Origin of the sequence: Bacteroides sp. 44_46, from assembly GCF_001915465.1 — a bacterium.
In the GTDB taxonomy this organism is placed as follows: Bacteria; Bacteroidota; Bacteroidia; order Bacteroidales; family Bacteroidaceae; genus Bacteroides; species Bacteroides clarus.
Genome location: NZ_MNQO01000014.1, coordinates 43,735 through 58,379, shown reverse-complemented (window position 1 = coordinate 58,379; position 14,645 = coordinate 43,735). Strand labels below are relative to the sequence as shown.

11 protein-coding genes are annotated in these 14,645 nt (G+C 47.4%); 5 read left to right on the top strand and 6 right to left on the bottom strand.

Going from position 1 to position 14,645, the window contains the following annotated elements; genetic code table 11:
* Window positions 1-92 precede the first annotated feature (92 nt).
* Complete coding sequence (locus BHV73_RS06630) at window positions 93-536, top strand: Hsp20/alpha crystallin family protein (protein WP_181986722.1); 444 nt, start codon at window positions 93-95, stop codon at window positions 534-536.
* A gap of 75 nt (window positions 537-611) precedes the next feature.
* On the opposite strand, the gene BHV73_RS06625 is transcribed toward BHV73_RS06630, so the two are convergent.
* From BHV73_RS06625 to BHV73_RS06600, 6 genes are all read right to left on the bottom strand, one after another.
* Window positions 612-1,748: an acyltransferase family protein gene (locus BHV73_RS06625; RefSeq protein WP_286737403.1), complete on the bottom strand. Its 1,137-nt coding sequence runs from the start codon at window positions 1,746-1,748 to the stop codon at window positions 612-614.
* Window positions 1,749-1,826: 78 nt separating this feature from the next.
* The gene (locus BHV73_RS06620) at window positions 1,827-2,942 is read right to left on the bottom strand and encodes an ABC transporter permease (RefSeq protein ID WP_087412008.1); all 1,116 of its coding nucleotides are present in this window, start codon (window positions 2,940-2,942) and stop codon (window positions 1,827-1,829) included.
* 67 nt (window positions 2,943-3,009) lie between these two features.
* A complete protein-coding gene (locus BHV73_RS06615) occupies window positions 3,010-4,113 on the bottom strand; it encodes an ABC transporter permease (protein WP_087412009.1) in 1,104 nt (367 codons plus the stop codon).
* A 37-nt stretch (window positions 4,114-4,150) separates the two neighbouring features.
* On the bottom strand, window positions 4,151-5,611 hold the full coding sequence (locus BHV73_RS06610; protein WP_087412010.1) for an ATP-binding cassette domain-containing protein: 1,461 nt from the start codon (window positions 5,609-5,611) through the stop codon (window positions 4,151-4,153).
* A gap of 43 nt (window positions 5,612-5,654) precedes the next feature.
* Window positions 5,655-6,548, bottom strand: a complete 894-nt coding sequence (locus BHV73_RS06605) for an HlyD family secretion protein (protein WP_087412011.1) — start codon at window positions 6,546-6,548, stop codon at window positions 5,655-5,657.
* A gap of 37 nt (window positions 6,549-6,585) precedes the next feature.
* A complete protein-coding gene (locus BHV73_RS06600) occupies window positions 6,586-7,854 on the bottom strand; it encodes a TolC family protein (protein WP_286737399.1) in 1,269 nt (422 codons plus the stop codon).
* 168 nt (window positions 7,855-8,022) lie between these two features.
* Between BHV73_RS06600 and BHV73_RS06595 the strand changes: the two genes are divergently transcribed.
* The 4 genes from BHV73_RS06595 (at window position 8,023) to BHV73_RS06580 (ending at window position 14,623) form a co-directional block, all read left to right on the top strand.
* Window positions 8,023-8,913, top strand: a complete 891-nt coding sequence (locus BHV73_RS06595; protein WP_206422506.1) for a helix-turn-helix domain-containing protein — start codon at window positions 8,023-8,025, stop codon at window positions 8,911-8,913.
* A gap of 126 nt (window positions 8,914-9,039) precedes the next feature.
* Window positions 9,040-10,107 (top strand): efflux RND transporter periplasmic adaptor subunit, encoded by a 1,068-nt coding sequence (locus BHV73_RS06590; RefSeq protein WP_087412014.1) that lies wholly within the window; start codon window positions 9,040-9,042, stop codon window positions 10,105-10,107.
* Window positions 10,108-10,136: 29 nt separating this feature from the next.
* On the top strand, window positions 10,137-13,265 hold the full coding sequence (locus BHV73_RS06585; protein ID WP_087412015.1) for an efflux RND transporter permease subunit: 3,129 nt from the start codon (window positions 10,137-10,139) through the stop codon (window positions 13,263-13,265).
* Window positions 13,262-14,623, top strand: coding sequence for a TolC family protein (locus tag BHV73_RS06580; RefSeq protein WP_009123337.1), 1,362 nt, complete (start codon window positions 13,262-13,264; stop codon window positions 14,621-14,623). The genes BHV73_RS06585 and BHV73_RS06580 overlap by 4 nt, the downstream gene beginning before the upstream one ends.
* Window positions 14,624-14,645 lie beyond the last annotated feature (22 nt).

Below are 14,645 nucleotides of genomic sequence, written 5' to 3'. Positions count from 1 at the left end.
TGAAAGCCGAAAGACGGACATTGAAAAGCGTTGAGAACCGAAGTTCGGAATAAACCGAATGTATAACTTTTAAAAGATAGGAGACTATGATTATGATGCCTGTAAGAAGAACTCAGAATTGGTTACCAAGTATCTTTAACGATTTCTTTGATAACGATTGGATGGTAAAAGCCAATGCAACCGCTCCAGCCATCAACGTTTTTGAAACGGAAAAAGAATACAAAGTAGAGTTGGCCGCTCCCGGAATGACAAAAGAAGACTTCAACGTACATATCGATGAAGAAAACAATCTGGTCATCAGCATGGAGAAGAAAACGGAAAACAAGGAAGAGAGCAATAAAGATGAAAAGAAAGAAGGTCGCTATCTGCGTCGCGAGTTCTCATACTCCAAATTCCAACAGACAATGATCCTTCCGGACGACGTCGACAAAGAGAAGATTTCCGCTCAAGTGGAAAACGGTGTGTTGAATATCAATCTGCCGAAATTCACCGAGCAGGAAAAGGAAAAAACTAAAAAATTCATTGACGTAAAATAAAGTAATCGGTAATTAGAGAATGCCCCGGTGCAAATCTTTGCATCGGGGCATTCATGTATCGGATCAGTATTTTGACTATTTCTTTTTTCCTTTCAGAAAACGGTCTGTCAGCCATTTGCGCACAGGCTCATCATAGAGTTTCAAGCAGGCATAGGCAAGAATGAAAGCACTGATAAAGGTCAATATCATATAAGGAATACTCTCTACGATAGTTGCATTATGGTTGCATACCCAAGCCGTATAAGTATATACCAACGGGAAATGTGTTATGTATACCGGATACGAAATATCTCCCAGGAATTTGCATATAGCGGTAGAGCGTTTACCGGTCACTTTGCCACCCGCTCCCATAGAAACAATCACAGGAAAAATAAAAAGAATACAGCAAGCTTCATAAAGCCCGTTCATCCAGAAGTGATTTTCACCGCCCAAACGGGGGAAAGCCATAACTATCACAATCATCAGACTGCACCACCAGAACGCCCGCTTTTTAATATGAACCAGCCATCCTAAACGGGATAACAGCAATCCGCCAAAGAAAGGATACATCAGCCGGACAAGCCCTACATATTGCTGCTCCCAGTTCAATGCCCAGCCACCGACAATATCTCCCATAGGTGCAGTTAGGCAACGGTGCACCGTAAAACATCCCGCCACCAAAACCAAAACGGACAAAGCTGTTTTATTGAACTTGCGGATGAACAGCGCATAAAGAATATTACCTATGTATTCGTAATAGAGCGACCAGGCCGGTCCGTTCAACGGATGCATTTCCGTCCAACCGCGAATGTCCCACTTCAGAGGAAGCGGAAGCAAAGTACATCCCAACAGCATCACCAATAACATGGTTCCGACTGATGTGTTCTGAATAGCCGGAAAACATGGTGACTCCTGAAAATAGAAGAATACCGCACCTATAATGCTTCCCACTATAACCATAGGATGCAAACGAATTATACGCCGCTTGAAGAAAGTACCGACACTCATCCGATTCCAACGGTCGTCATAAGCATAACCGATAACAAAACCGGAAAGCATAAAGAAAAAATCCACCGCCCAATAACCGTGATTGATAAGTTGCTCCAAATGACTGCCGCCGGAATGTGCTTCCAACAGATGGAAAGCGACAACCATTACAGAGGCTACGCCACGAAGCCCGTCAAGAATTTCATAATGCGGCTTTGAAGCGAGGTAAGAGTTTTGTGTGTCCATTTTGGTATAAGATATTTATTAATTCGCGTGTAAAGGTAATAAAAAAGGTGATAGGAATAATAAGGCGGTATCCCCTTTTCAATTGCTTTTTCTGTAACTTTTTACCGCCCAGATATTGGCTACTGCGGCAAAAGCAAGCAGAGCCCCCAGTTGAGGAAGCAACTCGGCGAAACCACCGCCGCGAAGGTATATCGTACGCATTACTTCTACAAAATACCTTAACGGATTGATACGGGTAATCCATTGCGCCCATTCGGGCATACTATGAATAGGAGTAAAAAGACCGCTCATTAAAATAAGTACGAGCATAAAAAACCACATGACAAACATGGCTTGCTGCAACGTTGACGAATGATTGGATATAACCAGGCCAAAACCGGAAACCACCGGAAGAAATATCAGTGCGAAACCGTAGATTGTGAGAAAATGTCCGGCAGGCAAAATTCCATAAAGCAACCAGGCAAGGACAAAACAAATGGTAAGCACCACAAATCCTATCAACCAATAAGGTATCAACTTAGCAGCGATAAACGTGAATTTATTGACCGGTGTCACATTGATTTGTTCAATAGTCCCCGCTTCTTTCTCTCCCACTACATTGAGGGCGGGAAGAAAACCGCAAATCAATGTCAGTAACATAACCATAAGTGCAGGAATCATGAAAAGCTTATAGTTCAGAGTGGGGTTATAGAGATTCAAGGTAGAGATGCCGATACGGGGAAGCGGTTTTCCCGCTAATGTTCTAACAGGTGTTTCCGACCTTAATTCACGGGCATAATCACTGATGATAGAAGACAGATAAGAGCCGCCCAAACTTCCTTTTGTTCCGTTTACAGCATTGGCTGCGACAAGTAAACGAGGCGCTTTACCGTTTATCCAATCTTTTTCAAAATCATGGGGAATCTCCAAAATGACATCTGCCGTACCTTTTTCAACACCCAGCAAAGCCTCATCATAAGTATCGGGAAGCGCTGTCAGACGAAAATAGGTGGAAGCGCCGATCTTATCTACCAAACGGCGTGACACAACACTATGGTCATTATCCACAATATTCAGATTGATATTCTTTATCTCCAAGTTGGCAGCCCAAGGCATCAATATCATAATCATACATGGGAATATGAAAATCAGCTTTGGCAAGAATGAGTTGCGAAACAGCTGCTTGAATTCTTTTTCTATCAGATATTTAATCATAAGGATACTACTGTTTATACTCTACGGTCATGACACATCTTATATACTTAATACAATTGAAACGGCATCATTCCAACCGGTTCTTGAATTTCTTGAAGCTAACGGTTATCAGAAATACCGCCATAATGGTCAGTATACTGATTTCGGTCAGCACCAGTGATATATCCACCCCCTCTATCATCAATTTACGTACCGCCTGAATATACCAACGCGCAGGAATCACAGTAGAAATACCTTGTAAAATAACAGGCATGCTCTCGATAGGAAATATCATTCCCGAAAGCAGCATGGTAGGCATCATCAGCATTAATCCGGACACCAGCATAGCAGCTACCTGCGTACGGGTTACGGTAGAAATGAGCAGTCCCAAAGCCAATGATACGAAAATAAAAAGCAATGACACTACAATCAGCCAAAACAGGCTGCCCGCAACCGGCACATGAAGAACATAGACAGAGAGCAACAGAATCGTTATCAGATTGACAAATGACAAAACGAAGTATGGCACTGCTTTGGCAAGGATGATAAACAGCGGTTTTACGGGAGAAACCAGTAGCACTTCCATAGTTCCCGTTTCCTTTTCGCGTACTATGGAGATAGAAGTCATCATTGCACAAATCAGCATCAGGATAAGGCCCATAACACCGGGAACAAAATTATAGGCACTCTTCATTTGCGGATTGTAAAGCAGCTTGACCTGGGGCACAATGGCAGAGGCGCGTACTCCGGGCGGAAGCATCTCCTGTCCCGTCATAGAGATAATATTTGTGGCATATCCGGCCTGCATGGTAGCCATATTGGGGTCGGTGGCATCGGAAATAATCTGTACTCCGGCCTCACCGGTGTAGAGATTGTCCGAGAAACGTTCGCTAAAGACTATTGCCATATCAATATCCCCGCTCCTGGAAAAACGGTCTACTTCTTCGGGGGAATGCAGACGGCGGATAACAGTGAAATACTCACTGGCATCCACACGGTCGATAATGCGCCGGGTTACGACATCATTGGAAGGGTCGAGAACGGCAACACGCACATTCTTTACCTCCGTAGTGATGGCAAAGCCGAAAAGGATAATCTGCACAATGGGCATACCCATCAGAATCAGCATCGTACGCCGGTCGCGGAAGATGTGAAAGAATTCTTTTCGGACAAAAGCTATGAATTGTTTCATGGTTATATCACAATCAGTTTTGAATTTTATATCTGTATCAATCGGCCGCTCTTACAGCCTCACGGGCCAACTGTTGAAAAACATCGTCCATGGTAGCCGCTCCAAACTGTTGTTTCAGTCTGTCGGGAGTATCAAGCGCACGGATTACACCGTCCACCATGATAGAAATACGGTCGCAATACTCCGCCTCATCCATAAAATGGGTTGTGACAAAAACAGTGATACCCTGATCGGCAGCCTGATAAATCAACTCCCAAAACTGGCGGCGGGTGGCAGGATCGACACCGCCCGTAGGTTCATCCAGAAAAACAATCTTGGGATGATGAAAAATGGAGACCGAAAAAGCGAGCTTCTGTTTCCACCCCAGCGGCAGATTCTTAACGAGCGTATCACGCTCTTGTTCCAGTCCCAGACGTAGAAGCAGTTCATCTGTTCTCGAGGCAATCTCGGTTTCGGGCACTCCATAGATACCGGCAAAAAGGCGGATATTTTCCCATACTTTGAGATCTTCATACAAGGAAAACTTCTGACTCATATAACCGATGTTCTTTTTCACGGCTTCGGATTGGGTGGCAACATCAAAGCCTGCGACACAAGCTTTGCCGTCCGTAGGATAGCTTAAACCTGTGAGCATACGCATAGCGGTAGTCTTACCGGCTCCATTGGCACCCAGAAAGCCGAAGATTTCACCTTGGCGTACTTTGAAGGAAATATGGTCGACAGCCGTAAACGTACCGAAACGTTTGGTCAGTCCGTCCACTTCGATTACATGATTCTCACGGTTATCCGCTTTCTCGTGTAACAGTCCCGAAGGACAAAGTATGTCCGCAAATTGTTTCAGAATACGGCCGGGAGTATCAATACCATGTATCCGGCCTTCATTGATAAAGGCAATACGGTCGCATTGGCGTGCCTCGTCGATAATCGGAGTAGAGGCTATGATGGTGATACCCTGTTCTTTGAGACGGCGGAGCATTTCCCAAAATTCTTTGCGAGAAACAGGGTCTACCCCCGTGGTAGGCTCATCCAGAAAAAGAATATCCGGCTTATGGATAAGCGCGCAACTAAGGGCAAGCTTCTGCTTCATACCACCGGACAAGGCCCCGGCACGACGTGTACGAAAAGGTTCTATCTGTCGGTAGATATCACGCACCAAATCATAATTCTCCTCAATGGTAGTATGAAAAACCGTAGCGAAGAAACTCAGGTTTTCTTCTACCGTCAGGTCTTGATAGAGAGAGAAACGTCCGGGCATATACCCTACCCGTTGGCGGATAGCCTTATAATCTTTCACCGTATCCAATCCACATACCGTAGCCTTACCCTCATCGGCAAGCAACAAAGTGGTAAGAATACGGAACAGTGACGTTTTCCCCGCACCGTCAGGCCCGATGATTCCGAAAAGTTCACCCGGACGGACGGAGAGAGAGACGCCTTGCAAGGCCTCCACCCGGCCGTAACGCTTAAAGACGTTATCGACAGTTACTGCAAAGTTCATGACGTTGTTGAATGATGAATTACAAAATACTAACTATACATTATCAGTCGTTAAAATCCACTCCTCCATACATTCCGATTTTCAACATACCGTCATTTCTCACAGCCACTTTAATGGCATATACCAAATTGGCACGCTCATCTTTCGTAAGAATCGTCTTGGGAGTAAACTCGGAACTGTCCGAAATCCAAATGACAATTCCAGGATATTCTTTCCTTACATCTTTACCATAATCGGAATAGACTGTCACCTTCTGCCCCAGCTGCACTTCGGACAATTGTTCGGAAGTGATATAGACGCGCAGATAAATCTGTTCCATATCAGCAATCTTGAATAACGGAGTGCCCGGTGCCGCCAGTTCTCCCGCTTCTGCATATTTGGCAAGAACAGTTCCTGTCAACGGGGAAATGATATGGCACTTCTTCAACTGGTCTTCCATCTGCGCGACCTGGATACCTACCGACGAGCTCTGCCACGTCAGGCTTTGGTCGCTGTTCCGCAGCGTGGAGTTTTGAGCGGTAAGTTGTTTGCGGAGTACTTTAAGTAGCGATTCGGCGTCATCCAATTGCTTCTGATTAGCCGCACCTACACGAAGCAGATTGGCCACACGGTCACGCTCGCGTTGCGCCTGAAGAATTTGTTCTTTGGTTGCCGCCACCTGTTTCAGAATATCGGGGCGTTGCCCTTCCACAGACTTGGCGCTGGCTTCCAGCTGAAGTTTTTTCAGATAGAGCTGAACCGTGTCGATGATGCCGACTTCCTGCCCGGCTTTCAAGGTCGTACCTTCTTCCACATCCAAACCGAGTATCTTTCCGGACGCTTCGGCAGAGACTATAACCTCGGTAGCTTCAAAAGTTCCCGTAGCGTCATATTCGGGCGTGCCGCTACTGCAAGCGCCAAGAAGGAACAATACCGGCAATAATTTAAATGATTTCATATTATAGGATTTTATTGTTACTGTCAATTCTAAAGTCTCAATTATTTAAAGTATATTTCAACTGCCAGATATTCATCAACAGCTGCACTTCATGCAATGCCTTGGTACGGCGCGCCAGATTTTCATTGGTTATCTCACGGAGCATATCGGTGACGGTCAGCGTCCCGTTCTCTACTTTGGCTTCGGCTGCACGGCGGATATTCTCACGTAAACGGATGATTTCATCGTCATTCGCCATTTGCCTGCGCATGGACCATACACCCGCATCCTGCTGCGTAGCCTGCAAACGGGTATTGAAGAGAAACACGTCTCTGCCGGTTTCTATCTGCCGGCGACTGTTGTCTATCCTGCGGCGGTCATTCTTTAGAGTATACAGACTGCCGAAGTTCCATGACATACGTATACCTGCCACATAATATGCATCAAATTCATCTTTCAGCATATTCAAACCCGGATTGCCATAAGCGCCCTGTACAAAAAGCCCGAAACGTGGCATTACCCTTGCATTCAGCGTAGATTCCTGTACTCTGAGCTGTTCTCCCTGAGCCTCAAAAAGGCGAAGTTCGGGACGGTTATTCATTCCGTTTGCCATACTACCCGTATCTTCCAGTACGGGCTTCCGCAAAGTAGTTCCGGAAGGGATTTCCTGTCCCATAAAAGCGGAAAGCATGTTTAGGTATGCCTGACGCGATGTTTCCAGCTCGATGCGGCGTTGTTTGGCATTCAGTTGTTCCACACTGACGGCATCCAAATCGCTTTGAGTGGCTATACCGTTTATTATATAGTTTGATACTTGCTTGTGCGTTCTTCCCAAATCATCCTGCAAAAGTTGGCTCTGCTTCAGCTGTTCGTCCAGCAACAGGATACCGAAAAACAACTGGTTGACGCGGTCGTTCAACGCGTACATATCCACATTCTGCTTTTCCATGTCCACATCCGATGCCGCACGTGTCAGACGTTTCCTGTTACGGATATCCCCACCGTCCCAAATGGTTTGCTGCAATTCAAGCATCACCTGGTACTGGTCTTTGGGAGCGGTCTTTACATTGATACCCGGTATTTCGACGGGAAGTTGCGTTATATCACTTTGATACGTAGCCTTGCCCGACAAAGAGAACCGGGGCAGATATCCCTTTCCGGCATTGGAAAGGTCATACTCACGTGCCTTTTCTATCAGTCCGTACCGGCGTACCAACGGATAATTAACCTGCGCCTGACGTTGGCACTCATCCAAAGTAAGCTGGGCGTGAGCCAACGTAGCCGTAAGAAGAAAGGTTAAAGAGAGAATTACTTGTTTCATATCCATATCTGTTTCTTATTTATTTAGCACAATGCAAAGATAGACGCATAACTTAGTATGCTTACAACCTATTTGTTGGCAAAGATGTTCCAATAGTACGGCTTTTTGTAGAAAAAGGCAAACGATATGAATACTTTATTATCTTTACCACTGAATTACTTACTATTTATAAACATGGAAAAGAACAGACCTATAAGCGTTGCATTCGATGATATCCGTTATAAGCTGGACATCATCAACCACCTGGAATATCGCTTTATAAACGATGATTTGGGTATGGTTATCAGTTTCATACAAATGGGAAGCAAGTTGTTCCATACCGGACAGCCCTACCGTGCCAAAGAAGGACGAATCATCCGTATTCTGCAAGGAACAGGACGAATCTCCATCAACCTTATCGAATACGAAGTATCCGCTCATCAAATTATTATAATCCCCGACAACTCCCTGATAGAATTACTTGAAATCAGTCCCGACTACGATTTTCAAGTCATAGTGCCCGCCTGTAATTTTCTACCCGCCCTGCCCGGTTCTATCCTGTCGGAAACTTACACGAGAAACGGTATCGTACTGTCACTTAATGAGGAAGAATGGACACAGGCGGAGATGTTTTTTACCCTGCTGTGGAATATACTCCATTCCTCGCCCTACCGTCGTGAAACCGTACAGCACTTCATCATTTCCCTGCTTTACAATCTTAAGTATACTTACGAGCAAACGCGCACAACCACTCCCCTGCGCCTTTCGCGCCGGGAAGAAATATTCCGCCGTTTCATAGCCCTTGTAAACGAACATAGCAAGCAAGAACGTTCCGTCGACTTCTATGCCGACAAGCTATGCCTGACCCCTCATTATCTGAGCACCATTATACGTGAGGCAAGCGGACAGACGGTAATGCAATGGATCAACCAATCCGTTGTTCTCGAAGCAAAAGTGCTGCTGAAGCACAGCGACCTGCTAATCTTCCAAATATCGGATGAATTGAACTTTCCCAATCCGTCTTTCTTCTCGAAATTCTTCAAGAGAATGACGGGAATGACGCCTGCCGAATACCAGAAAACATAATAAACCGGAAATGGTCTGTTTTTCCTTATCAGGATGTCATAAACAGAACAGTTTATAAACCTTATAAACCTTTTCTATATAGCGGTTACTGAGTAGTTTTGTCACAAAACTAATATACTGTAAATTATGAAACGAATTTATTGGGTTTTAGCGAGCATTACCACATGCTTACTTGCATCCTGCAACAGTAGCACGAAAGATGCAAGAGAATACCAGACTGTAAAAATAGATACGGTTACTTCCGCCAACGGACAGACCTATCTGCAATATCCCGGAAAGGTAAAAGCGGCACAGGACATCAGCCTCGCATTCAGGGTAAGCGGAACTATCCGGAAGATATATGTAAAAGACGGCGCCCGTGTACAAGTGGGACAGTTGCTTGCCGAACTGGACCCGACGGACTACCAAGTACAACTGGACGCCACAGAAGCCGAATACAAACAGATAAAAGCGGAAGCGGAACGCGTAATGGCCCTGTACAAAGAGAACGGGACTACTCCCAGCGCCAACGACAAGGCTGTGTACGGACTGAAACAAATCACCGCCAAATATCAGCACCACAAAGACCAGCTGGGTTACACCCGCCTTTACGCTCCCTTCAACGGCTATATACAAAAACGTCTGTTCGAAGCGCACGAGACAATAGGCGCCGGCATGCCTGTCCTGTCCATGATTAGTGGCGGTGCACCGGAAGTAGAGATAAATCTGCCTGCAGCCGAATATATCCGGCGTGAGCAATTCAACCAATATCACTGCACATTCGACATTTATCCGGACCGGAGTTACCCGTTGAAGCTTATCAGCGTCACTCCCAAAGCCAATGCAAACCAACTGTACACCATGCGCCTGCAACTGGTTGCGGACAAACAACCCGTTCCTTCGCCCGGCATGAATACAATGGTTACCATCCGTTGCGATAATGACGATACCCACAGTATGTCCGTACCCTGCAATGCCATTCTGCAGAAAGACGGCAAGGCCGGTGTATTTGTATACACCCCGTCCGACAATAAGGTGAGCCGCCGCGAAGTAACCATAGTGCGCCTGATGAGTGACGGACGCTGCATCATCACATCCGATGAACTGAAACCCGGAGAACTGGTCGTGTCCGCCGGAATACACCACATACAGAACGGAGAAACCGTAAAACCTCTGCCCGCTGCCAGTAAGACAAATATCGGCGGACTGTTGTAACATTGATTTACATCTAAAATATCAGTTATATGGATATAAGTAAATGGGCATTTAAGAACCGTAACCTTATCTATTTTCTGGTGACGGTGCTGCTTATCGGCGGAATTCTCTCCTGCTACCAGATGAGTAAACTAGAAGACCCGGAAATTAAAGTGAAACTTGCCATGGTGGTGACCACATATCCGGGAGCATCCGCCCACCAAGTGGAATTGGAAGTGACGGATGTGCTGGAAAAGAGCATCCGCAGCATGGGAAACATAGACAATGTGGAAAGCTACTCTTACAACGACCTTTCGCTGATACAGGTAGAACTGACCACTACCACCCGGGATGAAGAGGTGGAGCAATGCTGGGACATGTTGCGCCGCAAGGTACACGACGCTTGCGCCCTGCTTCCCGACGGAGCGGGTACCCCTATCGTCAAAGATGATTTCGGCAATGTGTACGGAATGTTCTATGCACTGACAGGCGACGGACTGTCCGACCGTGAACTGTCTGACTATGCCGAACTCATCAAGCGGGAAATCAGTGACATGGAAGACGTAGACCGAGTGGAGCTGTACGGCAAACGTCCCGAATGTATCAACATCTCCCTGTTGCAAGACCGCATGGCAAACCTCGGCGTGAAACCTGCCGAAGTTCTCACTACCCTGAACGGACAGAACAAGACTACATACAGCGGTTATTACGACAACGGAGACAACCGCATCCGCGTCACTGTCAGCGATAAATTCAAGACGGTAGAAGACATAGGCAATATGCTGATTCAGGGACATGACGACGACCAACTCCGTATGCGCGACATTGCCCGTATCGAAAAAGGATACGAAGAACCTACCCGCAACGAACTGTTCTTCGACAGCGAACGGGCGCAAGGCATTCTTGTCGCGGCCGCCAGCGGATCGGATATTGTAAAAGTCGGCGCCGCCGTAGAGAAGAAACTGGCGCAGCTGAAAGAAAACCGCCTGCCCGCCGGTGTAGAGTGCCACAAAGTGTTCTATCAGCCGGAGCGTGTAGGAGCTTCTTTGGGGACTTTCGTAATCAACCTGATTGAATCCGTCATTATCGTTGTAGTCATTCTGATGCTGGCTATGGGATTCAAGAGCGGAGTCATTATCGGAATCAGTCTGGTTGTCACCGTATTCGGCTCCTTCCTGTTCCTGCAAACGGCGGGCGGAACCATGCAGCGCGTATCGCTGGCCGCCTTCGTGTTGGCCATGGGTATGCTGGTGGATAACGCCATCGTCATCGTGGACGGCATATTGGTAGACCTGAAAGCCGGGAAGAGCCGTATGGAAGCCATGACCGCCATCGGCCGCCAGACAGCGATGCCTCTGCTGGGAGCCACCCTGATAGCCATCATCGCCTTTCTTCCCATCTTCATGTCACCGGACACCGCCGGAGTGTACACCCGCGACCTTTTCATTGTGCTGGCTGTCTCCCTGCTGCTAAGCTGGGTACTGGCATTGGTGCACGTACCCCTAATGGCCAATCGCAGGCTGCACCCCACAGTAGAAGTCAGCGCTACCGGAAAACGTGAATACAAAGGGCGTACCTATGCCTTGTTGCGCACCGCCCTATATTTCGGACTGGCACACCGTTGGAGCTTTGTACTGGCAATGGCGGCTCTGTTAGGGCTTTCCATATTCGGCTACGGATATATGCGTCAGGGGTTCTTCCCGGATATGGTGTACGACCAGTTATATATGGAATACAAATTGCCCGAGGGCAATAACTCCACCCGTGTGGCAAGAGATTTAAGGGAAATAGAAGCCTATCTGAAAACACGCAAGGAGATTACCCACGTCACCGCTTCCATAGGCGGCACACCGGGGCGTTACAATCTGGTGCGCAGCATCGCCAATCCGTCGCTGTCTTACGGCGAGCTGATTATCGACTTCACCTCACCGGACGCCCTGGTAGACAATATGGATGAAATACAGGACTACCTGACACGGCATTATCCCGATGCCTATGTGAAACTGAAACGCTACAACCTGATGTTCAAGAAGTACCCCATCGAAGCTCAATTCATGGGGCCTGATCCCGCCGTGCTGCATCAGTTGGCGGACAGTGTACGGAGCATTATGGAGAATACCCCGGAAGTATGTCTCATCACCACCGACTGGGAACCGCAGATACCTGTACTTTCCATTGAATACGATCAGGCGGCAGCCCGGGCATCAGGCCTCAGCCGTAACGACGTAAGCATGTCTCTCCTTTCCGTGAACGGCGGCATACCTATCGGCTCTTTCTACGAAGGCATACACCGCGACAATATCTATATGAAATGTCTGGACGAGCAAGGGCGGCCGATAGAAGACTTGGGCAACACACAGGTATTCTCCGCCCTTCCCTCTCTGAACGGACTGCTGAATGAAGAAACCATGGTCAAGCTGAAAGCCGGTACCCTGAGTAAAGAAGAGCTGGTGGAAAGCCTCATGGGCAGTACTCCGCTGAAACAAATCAGCAAGAGCATAGACATCCGTTGGGAAGATCCCGTAGTGCCACGCTACAACGGACAGCGCAGCCAGCGTGTGCAATGCTCGCCCGCTCCCGGCATAGAAACGGAAAAAGCGCGGCAAACCATTGCACAAAAGATAGAGCAGATAGAATTGCCCGACGGCTACACCCTGCATTGGCAAGGAGAAAAGAATGCAAGCGACCAGTCCATGAAATATTTGTTCAAGAACTTCCCGCTGGCTATCATACTGATGATTGCCATCCTGATTATGCTGTTCAAGGACTACCGCAAACCGATTATCATCTTCTGTTGTCTCCCCATGATTCTTGTGGGAGTGGTGGCGGTGATGTTGCTTACGGGTAAAACGTTCAACTTCGTAGCAATTGTGGGCACACTGGGACTGATAGGTATGCTCATCAAGAACGGCATCGTGCTAATGGATGAAATCACTCTTCAACTGAATCAGGGGATAGAACCGATTACGGCATTGGTGGACAGCGCCCAAAGCCGTCTCCGTCCTGTGACAATGGCGGCGCTGACTACCATTTTAGGCATGATACCGCTGCTGCCCGATGCCATGTTCGGTTCGCTGGCGGCTTCCATTATGGGCGGCCTTACATTCGGAACGCTGATAACGCTCCTCTTCATCCCCATCCTGTATGCATTATTCTTTCATATAAAAAACGAACAATGATGAAAAAGAAAATAATCATCCTCACCTCTCTGCTGTTCTCTGCCGGTATCTCCGCACAGGAGACGCTTACCTTGGAGCAATGCAGGGAAATGGCGTTGAAATACAATAAAGAGATGGCGGCCTCCGCCAAGCAAACGGAAAGCGCGCGCTACACCGCAAAGAGTTACAAAGGTAATTTCTTCCCCAACTTCACCCTCAGCGGAACGGGTATTTACAGTACGGCGGACGGCAGCTTCGGCATAGCCGGCGGCAATCTGCCCACTTTCCTGCCCGATGCCGCAGGACAGTTTCTGCCCAACAACGGTTTCGCCTATTTCCCCGGAGTAGACCTGAACTATAAGATAGGCATGGTATATATGGGCGGTGTACAAATAGAACAGCCGCTGTATATGGGCGGCAAAATTCGTGCGGCCTACAAACTGTCTTTATTGGGCAAAGAAATGGCGCGGATGAACGAAACGCTGACAGCCTCGGAGGTTATCGTGAAAACAGACCAAGCCTATGCGCAGGTCATCAAAGCCAAAGAGATGAAGAAAGTGGCCGAGAAGTACAACGCCGTGCTTATAGAATTGATGAAGAATGTTGAGAGCGCCCATAAGCATGGTCTGAAGCCCCGGAACGATGTGCTGAAAGTGCAGGTAAAACTGAATGAGAGCGAACTTAATATCCGCAAGGCCGGCAATGCGCTCCGTCTGGCAACCATGAATCTCTGCCATTACATCGGCAAGCCTTTGGGCACGGACATACGGACTTCCGACAGTTTTCCCGAAGTGGAACAGGACATCCAACTGCAGATATCGGATATCTCCGCCCGTCCCGAATATGCCATACTGAATCAGCAAGTAGCCATTGCCAAGCAACAGGTTAAGTTAAACCGCAGCGAGTTACTGCCCCAAATCGGTGTAAAAGGTTCATACGACTATATTCACGGCCTGGAAGTGAACAATCAGAATTTGTTTGATAAGGGCAGTTTCTCCGTTCTCCTGAACGTAAGCGTACCTCTTTTCCATTTCGGCGAACGTACCGGCAAAGTACGTGCGGCCAAAGCCAAACTGGAACAAACCCGCCTTGAACAGGAGAATATGAACGAACAGATGTTACTGGAACTTACACAAGCCGCCAACAACCTCGATGAAGCCCGGCTGGAAAGCTCCATCGCCGAACGTTCCCTGCAACAGGCGGAAGAGAATATGAGAGTGAGCCGCAGCCAATATGATGTGGGACTGGAAACACTGTCCGACCATCTGGAAGCGCAAGCCATGTGGCAGCAAGCGTACGAAACCAAAGTAGATACACATTTCCGGCTGTACTTGAACTATGTCGCTTATTTAAAGGCGACGGGTACGCTGCTGAAATAACGATTATTATAAAAACAAGAAG

What these genes read in the sequence shown, in the direction of transcription:
- BHV73_RS06610 (WP_087412010.1), bottom strand. Translation starts at nt 5,611, where the DNA reads ATGAACTTTGCAGTAACTGTCGATAACGTCTTTAAGCGTTACGGCCGG.
- BHV73_RS06625 (WP_286737403.1), bottom strand. Translation starts at nt 1,748, where the DNA reads ATGGACACACAAAACTCTTACCTCGCTTCAAAGCCGCATTATGAAATT.
- BHV73_RS06620 (WP_087412008.1), bottom strand. Translation starts at nt 2,942, where the DNA reads ATGATTAAATATCTGATAGAAAAAGAATTCAAGCAGCTGTTTCGCAAC.
- BHV73_RS06590 (WP_087412014.1), top strand. Translation starts at nt 9,040, where the DNA reads ATGAAACGAATTTATTGGGTTTTAGCGAGCATTACCACATGCTTACTT.
- BHV73_RS06605 (WP_087412011.1), bottom strand. Translation starts at nt 6,548, where the DNA reads ATGAAATCATTTAAATTATTGCCGGTATTGTTCCTTCTTGGCGCTTGC.
- BHV73_RS06595 (WP_206422506.1), top strand. Translation starts at nt 8,023, where the DNA reads ATGGAAAAGAACAGACCTATAAGCGTTGCATTCGATGATATCCGTTAT.
- BHV73_RS06615 (WP_087412009.1), bottom strand. Translation starts at nt 4,113, where the DNA reads ATGAAACAATTCATAGCTTTTGTCCGAAAAGAATTCTTTCACATCTTC.
- BHV73_RS06585 (WP_087412015.1), top strand. Translation starts at nt 10,137, where the DNA reads ATGGATATAAGTAAATGGGCATTTAAGAACCGTAACCTTATCTATTTT.
- BHV73_RS06580 (WP_009123337.1), top strand. Translation starts at nt 13,262, where the DNA reads ATGATGAAAAAGAAAATAATCATCCTCACCTCTCTGCTGTTCTCTGCC.
- BHV73_RS06630 (WP_181986722.1), top strand. Translation starts at nt 93, where the DNA reads ATGATGCCTGTAAGAAGAACTCAGAATTGGTTACCAAGTATCTTTAAC.
- BHV73_RS06600 (WP_286737399.1), bottom strand. Translation starts at nt 7,854, where the DNA reads ATGGATATGAAACAAGTAATTCTCTCTTTAACCTTTCTTCTTACGGCT.